We start from the raw sequence: 14,522 nt of genomic DNA, 5'->3' as shown, positions 1-14,522 counted from the left end.
TTATAGTGTACATATTTTAATACGATTAAGTTTACAAATAGAATTGCTATTGTGTTTATTTCGTCATTTATTTCTATTTTTTCAATATGGTGCTCTTCATTATTTATTAATCTTGATAGAAATGCACTCCTTTTTAACAGGTCAATCAAAAATCTAAAGTTAACTTTACTATTTGTAGTATGTCATTTATTAATTATTGTTTTTATCGTATAGTAGATTTGTCTTTCTTCGTTACTATGTTTGGAATATTTTTCTTAAAATGTGAAGAAGGTCTCATTTTTATGATACAATATTTTACGTCCTTGTTTAGGAAAACAAATGAAAGTTTATATTTATAGCATTACGCTTAAAGTTTTAAATAATTATCAACTGATGCGTATATAAAAAGGAGGGGCTTTTCTTCTATGGAACAACAATTTATGAATGATTTATATAAGCAAATTGCGAAACAATTAAATATTACAACGAACCAAATTAATGCAGTACTTAAATTATTAGAAGAGGGATCGACGGTTCCATTCATTGCTCGTTATCGTAAAGAGGTAACAGGGGCCCTTGATGAAGAACAAATCCGTGAAATTTCTAAAACGTATGAGTACGGGGTAAACTTACAACAACGTAAAGATGATGTCATTCGTTTAATTGATGAAAAAGGGATGTTAACACCTGAATTAAAGAAACAAATTTTAAAAGCAGAGAAGTTAACAGAAATTGAGGATCTATACCGTCCGTTTAAAGAGAAGAAAAAAACGCGTGCAACGATGGCGAAAGCAAAAGGGTTAGAGCCATTAGCACACTATTTATTAACATATCCAGCAAGCGGTGTTGAAGCTGAGGCTGAAAAATATATCAATGAAGAAATTAAAAGCGTTGATGAGGCTTTACAAGGGGCACGTGATATTATTGCTGAAATTATTGCCGATAACGCTGATTATCGTAAATGGATTCGTGAGTATATGACGAAAAAAGGTGAGATTCAATCGAAAGTACGCGATGAATCATTAGATGAGCGTAAAGTTTATGAACAATATTATGATTACAGTGAACCCATCTCACGTATTGTTCCTCACCGTATTTTAGCGATGAACCGTGGAGAATCAGAGAAAATTTTACGTATCTCTATTTTAGATGATGCAGAAGGGGTACATCGTTACTTAGTAAAAGAAGTGATTCCTGTTCGCGAAGTGACAGAATCAACAAAACAAGTGAAATTAGCGATTGAAGATGCTTATAAGCGTTTAATTAAACCATCGATTGAACGTGAAATTCGTGCCAATTTAAAAGAAGTGGCTGAAAACCAAGCGATTCATATCTTCTCAGAAAACGTGCGCCAATTATTATTACAACCACCAATGAAAGGAAAAGTGGTTTTAGGAGTGGACCCTGCATTCCGTACCGGATGTAAATTAGCTGTTGTTGATGAAACAGGAAAAGTTTTAGATATTGATGTGATTTATCCACATGAAAAATCTAAAGGTTCAACGGCTGATCCAAAGTTAGTGGCGGCAGCTCGTGCGAAGGTCATTGATAAAATTAATAAGTATCAAGTTGAGATTGTTTCTATCGGAAATGGAACAGCTTCACGCGAGACAGAAAGCTTTATCGTTGATGTTTTGAAAGAAATTAAACATCCAATTTATTATATTATTACAAATGAAGCGGGGGCATCGGTTTATTCTGCTTCAGAATTGGCACGAAAAGAGTTTCCTGATTTACAGGTCGAAGAACGTTCAGCGGTATCGATCGCACGTCGTTTACAAGATCCATTAGCCGAACTTGTTAAGATTGATCCAAAATCAATTGGGGTTGGACAGTATCAGCATGATGTGACGCAATCAAAATTAAATGATTCGTTAAACTTCGTCGTTGAAACAACGGTTAACCAGGTAGGGGTTAATGTTAATACGGCATCACCTGCGTTATTAAAATATGTAGCGGGACTTTCAGCAACTATCGCGAATAATATTGTTAAACACCGTGATGAGGTTGGGAAGTTTACAAAGCGTGAAGAATTAAAGAAAGTAGCTCGTTTAGGGGCGAAAACGTATGAGCAAGCGATTGGATTCTTACGTATCATTGATGGAGTGAATCCACTTGATAAAACAGGAATTCACCCTGAAAGTTATAAAGTAGCAGAACAAGTGCTTGAAACGTTAGGATTTACGAAAGATGATTTAGGAACTCCTGCATTAAAGTCTGCGGTTGAGAAAGCAGATCGTCAGGATTTAGTTCAAACATTAGGAGTAGGGGAGCATACATTAAATGATATTTTAGATGCATTCGTCGCACCAAACCGTGATCCTCGTGATGATATTGAAGCACCACTTTTACGCTCTGATGTTTTAAAATTAGAAGATTTAAAACCAGGAATGGAATTACAAGGAACAGTGCGTAACGTCGTAGACTTTGGAGTCTTTGTTGACTGTGGAGTAAAAGAAGATGGACTCGTTCACTTATCAAAAATGCGCAAGCAATTCGTTAAACATCCAATGGATGTTGTTTCAGTTGGAGATATCGTTAAAGTGTGGGTAGACTCAGTCGATTTACAACGTAAACGATTAGCTCTGACTATGATTGCTCCAGAAGCACAATAATATTTTTAGATAAACAAAGAGGGACTATGTCTAACTAGACGTAATCCCTCTTTGTTTATTTACTGCACCTTGGCTTTAGATTAATTCGAATTATTTTTGATATAAATTTTTAAACATTTAATCAATAGAATGAGTGCATAAATAACTAAGAAGTAACTAATCAAGTTTAATAGATTAGGTAATCTAAATAAGATGGAAGAAAAGAAACTCATCATAAAGTTTGTTTCTCCTACTATTTCCATGTTATTCTGCTCCTTTCTTTAGGCGTAGTATACTATATATGGTAAAAAATGTTACAATATCGATGTAACGGTAAGGTGATTTTTAATCATGAGAGGAGAGTTTGATGAGTTATTTTAACTTCATTGCTTCAGATTATGAAATGCCAGGTGTAGATAATACAGATAAGCATCGAATGACGGTTAAAGAAGCAGTTGATAGAGGGCTGATGACGAATGAATATGATTTACCCTTAGATTCAGAAGTTTTAATCTATGAAACAGAGGAAGAGTTTGATGAGCTCATGATCCATTCTAGTGATTTTATTAATGATAAAGTAGTTCGCACTCATACGAAAAAATCTTATCTGAATGATGTTCATTTAGGGTCATGTAAGTGTCACTATGAGGCCTTACTTTGTTATCTTTATGAAAATATGAAGCCTGGAACAACAGTGGAGCTTTGGAAGATTTGAGTGAGCGAACCTGAAAAGCCGATTGTAAAAACTATCAATTTACAAGATCTTACGATTCAACATCTGGATACCATGCTAAAACATCAAAATAAAACGAGTGCCTTATTTATAAAGAACTAAAAACAGATAATAGTTATTATCGAGTATAAGTACAATAGATGAAAGTTTTTTATCTTTATTATATCTCTCATAATTTTGACCAAAGAATCCAGCGTTCTTTTTTATTCACCAATTGTAATATTAAGTTCGAACATGACAGGATTAGTGTATTACACTAATGCTATGAAATGTTTGGATGTTAAAAAGGTGTTATACCTATTTATATATAGGGAATTGTGGATAATATTGAAATACCGATGAATAATTTGGTATATATATTTACTAAAGTTGAAATAAATAATACAATAGGTCTATAAAAAGAACCCGAAAGGATGTTACGATCATGTCAAAAGTATTAGCCAAAGTTAAAGATTATGCTATCACTGAAGAAATGTTAAATGAAACAGTTGAGGCATTACGTACTCAACAAAATATTAATATTACATCAGAAGAACAAAAACAAGATTTATTAGACGAATTAATTGCACGCCAATTAGTTGTTGAAGATGCAATTGAGTCAGGATTAACACAAACAGAAGAATTCCAAAAATTATATCGTGAATTTGTTTTCCAACACAGCATTGGACAAATGTTTAAAACAATCAATGTAACAGATGAAGAATGTGAAGCATACTACAACGAAAATAAAGAACAATTCAAAGAAGAAATGATTCGTGCGGCTCATATCTTAGTTGAAGAAGAGGAGCAAGCTAATGAATTATTAGCAGCAATCGAAGGTGGAGCAGACTTCCATGAATTAGCAAGCGCAAACTCTAAATGTCCATCTGGATCACGTGGTGGAGATTTAGGAGATTTCGGTCGTGGACAAATGGTTCCTGAATTCGAGCAAGCAGCATTCGCTTTAAATATCGGAGAAATCTCAGGAGTGGTTAAAACACAATTCGGTTACCACTTAATCAAATTATTAGATAAAAAAGATGTTGTTCCATTCACTGATGTAAAAGGTCAAATTCAACAATACTTAACATCTAAAAAACAAAACGAAATGTACTCTAACTTCACTCAAGGATTAAAATCTAAATATACAGTAGAAAAAGCTTAAAAAAGTATTTACTTTGTTTTTCAAACTATTTATAATAATACTATAGTTAGATGAAGGAGGAAGTTAAAATGGTATTTGATCGCGTTAAAGAAATTATTGTAGATGAATTAAGTGTGGATGAGGCAGCAGTATCAATTGAATCAACGTTAGAAGATTTAGGAGCTGACTCATTAGACGCTGTAGAATTAATCATGGCATTAGAAGAAGAATACGATTTAGAAATCGCTGAAGAAGATGCAAAATCAATGAAAAGCGTAAAAAATATCGTTGAATATATCGAAAGCCATCAATAATTTGAGCTTAACTAGGAGAGTGATTAAACCCATTCTCCTAGTTTTTTAAACAAAATAAAAAAACGGTCATAATTCATTTAATTTCGCTCAATCTAAATTTATAGATGATATAATGTAAGCGGTTGTGTTTTACTTGGAAATATAAAAAAATATGAGCGATTTCGCTTGACTTTAAATTAGGAGGTGCAAGGGTGGAACGTTCAAGAAAAGTAGTTAATGATCTATTAACAGATGTTTTTAACCAAATTTTAATTTTAGAAGAACGTAACTTAACTGAGCACGATGCGGTCGATGTGACAATGACAGAGATTCATGTTATTGAAGCGATTCGTAAGTGTGAACCAGCCACAATGGGGACAGTTTCTAAACGTTTAATGATTACGATGGGAACTTTGACAACTTCAGTTAACCGTTTAGTTGAAAAAGGTTATGTCACACGTAAGCGTGATGTCAATGATCGTCGTGTTGTTTTACTAGATTTAACTGAAAAAGGGCAAAAGGTTTTTGAAATTCATGAAGAATTCCATGAGGAATTAGTCAACGCGGCGTTAAAAGATTTAGAATTCCGTGAAGATTTAGTTCAAGCCTTAGAGAGTATTTATCGTTTCTTTAAAAAATTACAAGAAAAGCATCAATAACGCTTTTATTGGCGAATTAAGTAAGATAATTACAAAAAATTCATAAGGAATCAATTTCAATTATATGGTTTAATAGTCATATAAGAGGAGTTGATTTTTTTTTATGTTTAAATCAGTTATATCAAAAACGCTAGTCATTGCCAGTTTATTAGTGGGGGGCTTCTTATTGAAAGTAAGTGCCGCCCCAATAGCAGAGGACGTTAATTTATATAATCATTATAATTTATTTTATGGTCTCAATCATGAGGATCTATTATTTATGCTTCATCATGGGTATGGATTTAAGACTAATCACGTGTTAACCGCTTCAGATGTTGACTTAAATCTTGTCAGTGATTATGCGCTACTTGTTAATTTAACGACCAATGAGGTTATCTATGAGAAAAATGCTTACCAAAGAACTTACCCAGCTTCATTGACGAAGATGATGACCGTATTAGTGGGTATCGAACATAGACTAGATGGACCGATTACTATTGATATCGATTATAATACGCTTGCAGAAGAGGGAGCCGCGATTGCAGGATTCGTAAATGGAGAAAGCGTCTCGTATGACGATTTATTATATGGAACGATGCTACCTTCTGGAGCAGACGCGGCACTTATGATTGCAAAAGTAGTCGCTGGTTCAGAGGAAGGATTCGTCGCGCTGATGAACGAGAAAGCTCAAGAATTGGGAATGGAAGATACTCATTTCACAAATGTCGTAGGCCTTCATGACGATAATCATTACTCAACACCATTGGACTTAGCTATTTTAGAGAAAGTCGCTTTAAAGAATGATGAGTTTAGAGAAATTTTTTCTGCTAAATCCTATACAACTACAAGTTCGAGCCGATTAACTTTTACGAGTCGTATGTTTGATCGTATGGGGGATCCAGTTTTTGATGGAGGAGAAGTCTTAGGTGGAAAAACAGGTTATACGGAAGAAGCTGGGCTATGTTTAGCTAGCTATGCTACGGATGGCAAGAACGAATATGCATTAGTGACAACACATGCTAATGGGAGTCCGTATACACCACAATATCACGTGCTGGATGCGTTAGAAGGTTATGATTATTTTTTGAATTAGAGAATCAATTGATTAAATAGCCCCTATATACCCGTAACCTTAGTCGTGAGTAGTTCAAAAGTCAGGACTTTATCCACAAGCAGAAGATTGTATCAAAGAAATTACAAATGATTTAAAGAGCATAAGTGATATAATCCCCTTGTTATATCACTTATGCTCTTTTTAAAGTGGTAATGTTGTTCATAATGTAACAAAATTAAGAATAATTATTGAGAAAAATTGTAAGACTAAGGGTAGATTAAAGAGGGAATGATATTATGAATTTAAAAAAGAAGGTAGCTCATCAACCATTTTCATGTGAATTAGAAGGAGCAACAACAGCAGTGATTTTTATTCATGGGATTTTAGAAGGACCGTATCAATTTCATGGATTAGCTGAAAAGATTTTAGATCAAGGAATGTCATCTTTCGGAATTTTACTCCCTGGACATGGTGGCAGTGCACGAGAGTTTGCTAAAAGTCATCGTAAGCAGTGGATAAAGTACGTTAACTGCCAGATTGAAGAGATTTCAAAGAAATATCCACAGATTATTCTTGTGGGACATTCAATGGGGACGTTATTATCATTATTAGTATGTGAAAAGCATGAGGCTGTCGTTGGGGTTGTCTGTTTGGCAACTCCGTTATCGGTTAAGGTTAGCTTAAAAGGATTTGTTTGTTCACTTAAGGTATTAACAGGACATTATAGTCAAGATGATGAATATGTATTAGCCAGTTATCGGGCTTGGAGTATTTCAAAAGGAACGTGGGGGGATTATCTTAAATGGATTCCAAGATATTTAGATTTATTCCACTTAATATATGAGACGAAAAAACAATTACCTATGATTAAAAAGCCGTTATTATTCATTCACTGTCAATGTGATGAATTTGTTAGAAATAGAACAACGAAAATTTTGAAAAAGAAATTAACGGGCGATAATTATGAATTGATTGAACTTTGTAAATCAGGACATTTCTATTATAGAGGAGATGAAAGTCAAACATTAGAACAAGCCATTCTTAAGTTTGTAACACAGTTTAAAGTTGATAACTAAATACAAAAGGCGTCGTTTTTAAAAACGACGCCTTTTGTATGTGATTAGTTAATGCCTACAACGCTGAATAAACTATAGGGATGCTTTTTATTTTCAACTGGTTTATAACTTGAATAGAATTTACGTCCACTAACTTCTTTTAGTCCTGCTTCTGTTAAGGCACTAACCATTTCATTAATCGTAAATCCATGGTGTCCCTCAAAGTTTTCATGCTCACGATGAAATTCCCCGTTATCAGGAAGTAAATCGACAATAATCAGCTTTCCATTTGTTTTTAAATAGCTAACTAATTTCTTAATGACCGATTGAAAATCTTTGATATGATGCATCACCATGGAACTATAGATGATATCAAATTTTCGATCAAAGTCTGATTCTAAGATATCCCCTGTATAAGTTTGTATATTAGTTATATTTTGGTCGACTAGTTTTTGTTCAAGCTCTTTAATCATTTTGCTAGAGCTATCCACCATTAACCCTTCTGAAATTTTCTTTTTTAGATTTAAGGAGATTAGACCTGTTCCACATCCGAATTCCATCACTTCAAGCGGTCCATGACCGATATAACTTTCAATTTCAATACTCACTGCTTGAGCACGCTTGATGCGGATATCGGTATCCAAAGTTGATGCTAGTTGGTTGAAATCCAAATTCACCACTCCCTTTTGAAACAATTTAAGCATTTAGCGATAATAGTATTATTTTATCATATTTCAAGCTATTTGACATGTTTTCTAATAGAATACCACTCTACATTAATTGACATATATTTACACTATCTGTAAAACATAAAAGATACAAATGAGAAGTTGTATGAGTGATTGCTCTATATTAGGATATCAGTTAGTTAATTTTTGATAAATGTTTACTTAATTTAGATGAACGATTCAGGAATAAACCAATGATTTATTAGCGATAGGGTGTCTATACTCACGATCATCTATTGAATAAAACTATCACAAAAATTAAGCATTATTAAAGTAAGTGATTAATAATATGTTGTATAAGAAGTAGAAATCTTTATTAAAGTTGTTTAATAAGCTTAAACCTGGTGTAGCCAATGTACGCTATTCATCTGTTTCTGTATAGACGATATTAGTAAAAAGATGGTAAACTTAACATCAGAACAAGTTGGATTAAAGGTTAGGTGAGGAGTAGCAATCATCTTTCCACTTGTGTGATGTATCGGAATTTTATTGTTAAAAAAAGGGAGACGTTGAAAAATGTTAAAGAGGAAGACAATCAAACAAATAGTTGTAGAAGGGGTAGGTGCCATTTGGTTCTTTCTAGCGCTCGTATCAACAATTGTTTTGATCGTATTAAATTGTACTCCAATTTATCAATATGTGATTGATAAGTATCAATTATCGCTAATCACAGGTCTATCAGCAGAAAAGTTAATGTTAAACTATAAAAGTATTATTTCTTACTTACAAAGGCCAAGCGGAGGTTATTTAGAATTACCAGATTTCGTAATGAGTGAAGCGGGAATGATTCATTTCGCAGATGTTAAAAATATTTTTCTAGCTTTATATATCATTGTATTATTATTTATTGTTGCCCTGGGAATCTTTATTGTTATGAAGCATCAGCATAAAGATAAATGTATTTTATCAATTTTCAATCAAGGAGCTAATCTAGTCTTCATTGTTTTTGGAGTATTAATTTGTTTAATTACGTTTAATTTCTCTAATACATTTACAATGTTCCATAAGATTTTTTTTAGAAATGATTACTGGGTATTTGATTATCGAACAGATCCTGTTATCCTAGCATTACCAGAACAATTGTTTATGCTGTTAAGTATCATTATTATTGTCTTTTTATTTGTAGTCTGTGGATTAATTAAATATACTTATTATAAAATGAAAAAGTCTAACAACTAGTTAGACTTTTTTTATCAATTCATCAAATTTATATATTAGATGGCAAACACCTACATACACTATAATAACAATAAATGTGAGGTGTTAGTAATGATATTTCGAGGGCGGCAGTTGTTTAGATTAAAGGTTGGATTAGTGCTAGCAGGTGGAGGGGCTAAAGGAGCTTATCAAGCGGGGGTAATTCGTGCATTATGGGATTTAGACTTAATTGATAATATTGATGTCGTATCAGGCGTGTCTATTGGAACATTAAATGCTCTTTGTTTATGCATGAAAAATCGCGATTTGATTGATCAAAGTTGGAAGTCGCTCTCTTATTCAAAAATTGTAACCCAAGGGGATGGACTTAAAATTAGTGATATTGGTGATTTGATTAAAAAAATTACAATTCATAAGGGAGAGCCAATTGTTGATAGTATTGATTTAGGTGCATTAGGCCTTATCTCTCAAAAAGGAATTCGGGATTATATTAAGGAATTTGTTGATGTTGGCATCTTACATAAAACAAATATCGATGTATATAGCTGTGCTTATAATGTGACAGATGGGCATCCAGAATATTTCCGATTAAATGATTATTCTGAAGAGGAGATTATTGATATTACGCTCGGTTCATGTGCAGTTCCGTATATTTTTCCACCTGTTTCGTTCAAGGGCAAGCAATATGCTGATGGAGGAATTAATAATCCACTTTATGCTTCTGCAAATGCTGATAATGTTCCTATTTCTCCATTAATGAATCATGATTTGGATTTAATTATTGTTGTTCACTTAACCTATACTGATCAAGTTGATAAGCGTTTATATCAACAGTTTAATATTATAGAAATCTATCCATCATCATCACTTGAGTTAATTAATGGATCGGGAACATTGAATTTTAATCAAGCCTCTATCACTGAAAAGATTCAAACAGGGTACCGAGATGCTTTAGTTTCTTTAACACCTATGTTAATTGCTAATTTAAAAGGGAAAAGTATGAGTCCTTATATTCGCCATCATATGAAATGGAATGATCAGTTTTTAAAAAAATATCGAAAGTAAAAGGACAGACTCAATTTTAATCTGTCCTTTTATTATTATTTAGTTTCTAATTGCTTAAAGATTTCGGCATATTTTATATTTGGTGGGAATTTCTTTGCAACAGCGTATCCATCAATGATTAATTTAGCATTATACATATAATTTGAGATATCCTCAATATCATTTGAATCAACGTTATTAGTTAACCATACATAAGCTAATGTTCGTCCATATTGATCATGAAGTTCTTCATCATATTCTAAATATAATGTTTGATTTTTTTTAAGTTGTTCTTTTGTATAATCACTCGCAAGTTGACCTTCAGCAGTATTTTTATTTGCATCTGGATGAACACTCTCAGGCGTATCTATACCAATCAGTCTTACACGAAGATCAGAGCCTGCTTGATTAGTGACGATAATTGTATCACCATCAACAACGCGTTTTAATGTCACAGTTTCTAATTGAATATTACTATTATTAAATAGTTGCTCGATTTTATCGATCGCAGGTTCACCGAATACTATTGTTAAAATAATTAAACCGATAATAACGAGAGCTTTAGCAGGCGTTGGTAGCTGTTTAATCCATTTATTTAAGTGTCTATATTTCATAAAATCTACTTCCTCTCTTTAATGCGCTAATGTTTATCAATTCATTTTAACAAAGAGTTAGTGATTTTAAAAGCGAGGGTAATATAAAAAAAGATAGCACACGTTCATATTTATCTGCATAGTATAGATAGGATATAACTTCATTATAGGAGGGCTCAATGATGAGTGCTTTAATTAGCTTATTAGTTAGCTTATTTATGCTTTTAATCTTTATTGTTAAATTATCATTCTTTGTTGTAGTGATTGGGCTTCAATATGGGGTTCCAGCGTACATCATTTATAAGTTAGTTCGATTCGTTACAAGGCCTTTTAGATATTCTGCCTTGTAAGTTATCAGTTCATAAATTAAAGCGATAGTCATGAGGCTATCGCTTTTTATGAAAGTAAAAATCTATATATAAACAGAAATGTTTTCTACATTTAATACAGCAACCGAAATATGGAATGGCTATGCCGTGCAAGGCAGACTATAGTCCAGCTAAAAGTTTTTACGATGTAAAAAACTTATCTGGACTGATATAATTTATTATCAAAAAAGCGAGGAACTATGTTTTGTAAAAACACAATAGTCTCTCATAATGGTTGAGCTTTTGATTAAAATCTATTCTTTTAAATTTTTCTTTATTTGTTTTCCTTCATTAATAAAGTATTAAATAGATATGTTTTTAATAGCTCACCATCAAGGTCGATACAAGTAGTAGAGTTGGGTGTCGCTGATTCTTGGTCTAAGAAAATTTGTCCGTAGTTCTCTTCTTTTTTTGTTTCCACAGTTGCGTGAGCTTCAATACAGTTGGTCATGACCTCTGGCCAAATCGCACAAATCATTGCGGTTGGATCTGCTAATTCAAATCCATTTAGACCAAGTCCTTTACAGAAGTCATGAAGTGATTTTGTACAGCGAACAGCGAATTTCGCAATTGGAGAATCACTATTATCTAAATGGGCTAAATCATCTTCAGTAATGAAGGCTCTTTTTTCAATAACATCCCAACCAACAAATAGTTTTGGAACATCTATTCCTAATACAATTGAAAGTGCCTCTGCATCGACATAGACATTGAATTCAGCAGTTTCAGTTGTATTACCAGGTCCTAGTCCTGTTCCTGCCATTAACGTAATTGATTTTAATTTATTCATTGTTTCTGGTGCCTTTAATGCAGCCATTGCAATATTTGTTAATGGGCCAAGCGTAATTAATTCAATTTCATATGGATGTTCTTCAATTAAACGAATTAGGGCATCCATAGCATGTTCAGATTCGATTGGAATATTTGATTTCGGTAAAAACATATTTCCAAGACCATCTTCACCGTGAACATCAGCTGCTGTGAATAAATTACGGAATAATGGTTTGCTCATCCCACCATAAACAGCAGGTTGATAAGTATCAGCCACCTTAATGGCTGTTAGAGCGTTTTGAATTGATTGTTCTAAGCCAACGTTTCCAGCAACAACTGTTAACGCTAAAACTTCAATACTTGGTTCACGAAGTGCAGTAATAATTGCAATCACATCATCTGATGCGGTATCTGTATCAATAATAAACTTTCTCATATAATCTCCTCCAAATAACTTCTAGCGCTAGTTTATCATAAATTCGACAAAATTAGCTAAGAAGTAATCAATTTTTTACAGCATAAAAACTTTATGGCTTTTATAGGAGGCTTATATTTAGGATGTTTTAAGATTTTAGCTTGGAAAATAGTTATAAATATGATGGATTTGTTTGTAAAGATTATAAAATTTATTTAATTATATCTTCATTTTAATCATAAGATTGAAGGGGGGAGGGGATTAAGGTGAAAAAAATCCTTTGTTTATTTGTTTTGGTGCTAGGGGTAGTTGGGTGTTCTAATTCAGTATTAAGTGACGATTACGATGAAGCCACTTTGAAATCATCAGCACAGAAGGTTCTAGAACAGTTAAATGCAGGCGAGTATCAAGCAATCACAGATTCGGTAAGTTTAGATTTACAAAATGATTTAAGTGCGGATGTTATTAAACAGGCATGGATACCATTATATGAAAAGTTAGGAACTTTTGATGCTATTTCTAATTATATTATCTCTGGAAAAGAGGAGTATGCTGTAGTTGTTGTATTAGCCAAATATGAAAAGGGGACATTACAACTTACGTTAAGTTATAATCCACAGATGGAATTAGTCGGACTCTATATGAAATAATGAATAAAAATTAGCTTGAGACTTGATTATCTGAAATTAATTTTTTATGATAGATGTATATTATCGAAATTTGACTGATAGAGGGAAAAGGGAAGCGTATGTTTATTTTAAAATCAATTATTTTATTTAGTTTTATTTTTTTTATGGTTCAAAATGTTCAATCGATTATTAAGCGTAAGCGATTTGTTTCCTATTCAAAATATGTAGGACATGTTAAGCAAGCTGTGAATGAAATTAATGTTGATATGGTTCAAGAAGTAACTCAAATGTACGATGAAGCTGGTAAGATGGTTGATGCAAGTGTCTTAATTAATAATTTAAGAATCTTAACAGGCGTTCTTTTTGTTTTTCATCCTGTTGTTGGGGCATTTGTTTATCATAAACCATTGTTAACTTTAGTAGCCTTTGGATTATCGATGGCCTATTTAGTTGGGAATTACTGCTTAGAACAAATTTTAGCGGGTAGTGAGAAAAAAGGATATTTTATGGTTGATTATATTGTGGATCATATGATTCCATTTTTAAATCTGGGGATTGTTATCTTAATGTCAATTTACTTATAAATAAAAGGACTGAATAATCAGTCCTTTTATTTTACCCAAACTACTAAATCATTTAGCGATTGACGTGTTTTGGGTGTAGGCTCGTTGATGCGATAACCGAAGGCTATCATTAATGTTAGATAAAACTCGTCTTTATTTAATAAGTTATGCTTAATTAATATCTCTTCAACGGCTTTTTGATCGTAACCCCCCATTGCACAAGAATCAATTTGTTGCATAGCTGATACTGTCATCATATTGGCTGCGGCTATATATGTTTGTAAACATGAATAATTTAAGAGGGCTTTCTCATTATTTTGAAATCGTGTATCTTCAATCATTTTAACAACCCCTTTGAAGTTTTCAACAGCTTCCTGAGGCATTTGTTTAACTTCTGTTAATAAATGATGGATGTATGAAGAATCATGTTTTAATTCTTTAGGCATACGACTTAATAAAATTACTAAATGCGAACATGAAGGGATTTGTTTTTTTCCACCCCATGAAACAGTAGCTAACTCTTCTCGCAACGATTCATTTTGAATGACAAGAAACTTCCATGGTTCAATTCCCATTGAACTTGGTGATAATTGACCACCTTTTAAGATAATTTCAAAATCTGAGTCTGAAATCTTTTTCGACGAGTCAAATTCTTTGCAGGCATGACGGAAATTTAAGATTTCTAAGATTTGTTCATGAGTCATAAATAACCTCCTATATAGTTACAGTTTATAACGAAAGATATTTAATCATTTAAATGATTAAGAGTCTTCACCAGAAATGG

The 14,522-nt window shown here is 32.8% G+C and carries 17 protein-coding genes; 12 read left to right on the top strand and 5 right to left on the bottom strand.

Annotated elements, in window-relative coordinates:
* The first annotated feature begins 404 nt into the window (after positions 1 to 404).
* The gene (locus NEH74_RS10080; protein WP_055305374.1) at positions 405 to 2,594 is read left to right on the top strand and encodes a Tex family protein; all 2,190 of its coding nucleotides are present in this window, start codon (positions 405 to 407) and stop codon (positions 2,592 to 2,594) included.
* 80 nt (positions 2,595 to 2,674) lie between these two features.
* Here the strand turns inward: NEH74_RS10080 and NEH74_RS10075 are convergent, their stop codons facing one another.
* The gene (locus NEH74_RS10075) at positions 2,675 to 2,836 is read right to left on the bottom strand and encodes a hypothetical protein (RefSeq protein ID WP_156344107.1); all 162 of its coding nucleotides are present in this window, start codon (positions 2,834 to 2,836) and stop codon (positions 2,675 to 2,677) included.
* A gap of 104 nt (positions 2,837 to 2,940) precedes the next feature.
* On the opposite strand from NEH74_RS10075, the gene NEH74_RS10070 reads away from it, so the two are divergent.
* From NEH74_RS10070 to NEH74_RS10045, 6 genes are all read left to right on the top strand, one after another.
* A complete protein-coding gene (locus NEH74_RS10070) occupies positions 2,941 to 3,288 on the top strand; it encodes a hypothetical protein (RefSeq protein ID WP_262941339.1) in 348 nt (115 codons plus the stop codon).
* Between the two features lie 442 nt (positions 3,289 to 3,730).
* Positions 3,731 to 4,450 carry a peptidylprolyl isomerase gene (locus NEH74_RS10065; RefSeq protein WP_055275570.1) on the top strand — a complete coding sequence of 240 codons (720 nt, stop codon included), beginning with the start codon at positions 3,731 to 3,733 and terminating at the stop codon, positions 4,448 to 4,450.
* Between the two features lie 68 nt (positions 4,451 to 4,518).
* A complete protein-coding gene (gene acpP, locus NEH74_RS10060) occupies positions 4,519 to 4,743 on the top strand; it encodes an acyl carrier protein (protein ID WP_055244236.1) in 225 nt (74 codons plus the stop codon).
* A 191-nt stretch (positions 4,744 to 4,934) separates the two neighbouring features.
* Complete coding sequence (locus tag NEH74_RS10055) at positions 4,935 to 5,381, top strand: MarR family winged helix-turn-helix transcriptional regulator (RefSeq protein ID WP_055244234.1); 447 nt, start codon at positions 4,935 to 4,937, stop codon at positions 5,379 to 5,381.
* Between the two features lie 103 nt (positions 5,382 to 5,484).
* Positions 5,485 to 6,453 carry a D-alanyl-D-alanine carboxypeptidase family protein gene (locus NEH74_RS10050; RefSeq protein WP_055275574.1) on the top strand — a complete coding sequence of 323 codons (969 nt, stop codon included), beginning with the start codon at positions 5,485 to 5,487 and terminating at the stop codon, positions 6,451 to 6,453.
* A gap of 257 nt (positions 6,454 to 6,710) precedes the next feature.
* Entirely contained in the window at positions 6,711 to 7,490 is a 780-nt protein-coding gene (locus NEH74_RS10045) for an alpha/beta hydrolase (RefSeq protein ID WP_055244226.1), read from the top strand.
* Between the two features lie 44 nt (positions 7,491 to 7,534).
* On the opposite strand, the gene NEH74_RS10040 is transcribed toward NEH74_RS10045, so the two are convergent.
* Entirely contained in the window at positions 7,535 to 8,140 is a 606-nt protein-coding gene (locus tag NEH74_RS10040) for a class I SAM-dependent DNA methyltransferase (protein ID WP_055305376.1), read from the bottom strand.
* A 573-nt stretch (positions 8,141 to 8,713) separates the two neighbouring features.
* Between NEH74_RS10040 and NEH74_RS10035 the strand changes: the two genes are divergently transcribed.
* Entirely contained in the window at positions 8,714 to 9,376 is a 663-nt protein-coding gene (locus NEH74_RS10035) for a TIGR01906 family membrane protein (protein ID WP_055305377.1), read from the top strand.
* A 111-nt stretch (positions 9,377 to 9,487) separates the two neighbouring features.
* Complete coding sequence (locus NEH74_RS10030; protein WP_238581282.1) at positions 9,488 to 10,420, top strand: patatin-like phospholipase family protein; 933 nt, start codon at positions 9,488 to 9,490, stop codon at positions 10,418 to 10,420.
* Positions 10,421 to 10,455: 35 nt separating this feature from the next.
* Here the strand turns inward: NEH74_RS10030 and NEH74_RS10025 are convergent, their stop codons facing one another.
* The gene (locus NEH74_RS10025) at positions 10,456 to 11,013 is read right to left on the bottom strand and encodes a thermonuclease family protein (RefSeq protein WP_055244216.1); all 558 of its coding nucleotides are present in this window, start codon (positions 11,011 to 11,013) and stop codon (positions 10,456 to 10,458) included.
* A 161-nt stretch (positions 11,014 to 11,174) separates the two neighbouring features.
* Between NEH74_RS10025 and NEH74_RS10020 the strand changes: the two genes are divergently transcribed.
* The gene (locus NEH74_RS10020; RefSeq protein ID WP_156344108.1) at positions 11,175 to 11,342 is read left to right on the top strand and encodes a hypothetical protein; all 168 of its coding nucleotides are present in this window, start codon (positions 11,175 to 11,177) and stop codon (positions 11,340 to 11,342) included.
* Between the two features lie 292 nt (positions 11,343 to 11,634).
* Here NEH74_RS10020 and NEH74_RS10015 read toward each other — a convergent pair whose 3' ends face one another.
* Positions 11,635 to 12,567: a nucleoside hydrolase gene (locus NEH74_RS10015; RefSeq protein WP_055305379.1), complete on the bottom strand. Its 933-nt coding sequence runs from the start codon at positions 12,565 to 12,567 to the stop codon at positions 11,635 to 11,637.
* A gap of 245 nt (positions 12,568 to 12,812) precedes the next feature.
* On the opposite strand from NEH74_RS10015, the gene NEH74_RS10010 reads away from it, so the two are divergent.
* Together NEH74_RS10010 and NEH74_RS10005 are read left to right on the top strand one after the other, a co-directional pair.
* Positions 12,813 to 13,196 (top strand): DUF3887 domain-containing protein, encoded by a 384-nt coding sequence (locus tag NEH74_RS10010; RefSeq protein ID WP_055305380.1) that lies wholly within the window; start codon positions 12,813 to 12,815, stop codon positions 13,194 to 13,196.
* A gap of 98 nt (positions 13,197 to 13,294) precedes the next feature.
* Entirely contained in the window at positions 13,295 to 13,759 is a 465-nt protein-coding gene (locus NEH74_RS10005; RefSeq protein ID WP_055275585.1) for a hypothetical protein, read from the top strand.
* Between the two features lie 26 nt (positions 13,760 to 13,785).
* On the opposite strand, the gene NEH74_RS10000 is transcribed toward NEH74_RS10005, so the two are convergent.
* Positions 13,786 to 14,442, bottom strand: coding sequence for an NAD(P)H-dependent oxidoreductase (locus tag NEH74_RS10000; protein WP_055244209.1), 657 nt, complete (start codon positions 14,440 to 14,442; stop codon positions 13,786 to 13,788).
* Between the last annotated feature and the right edge of the window lie 80 nt (positions 14,443 to 14,522).

Source organism: Turicibacter sp. GALT-G1 (assembly GCF_025594995.1).
Lineage (GTDB): Bacteria > Bacillota_I > Bacilli_A > MOL361 > Turicibacteraceae > Turicibacter > Turicibacter bilis.
This window is presented reverse-complemented; position numbering and strand designations above follow the sequence as displayed.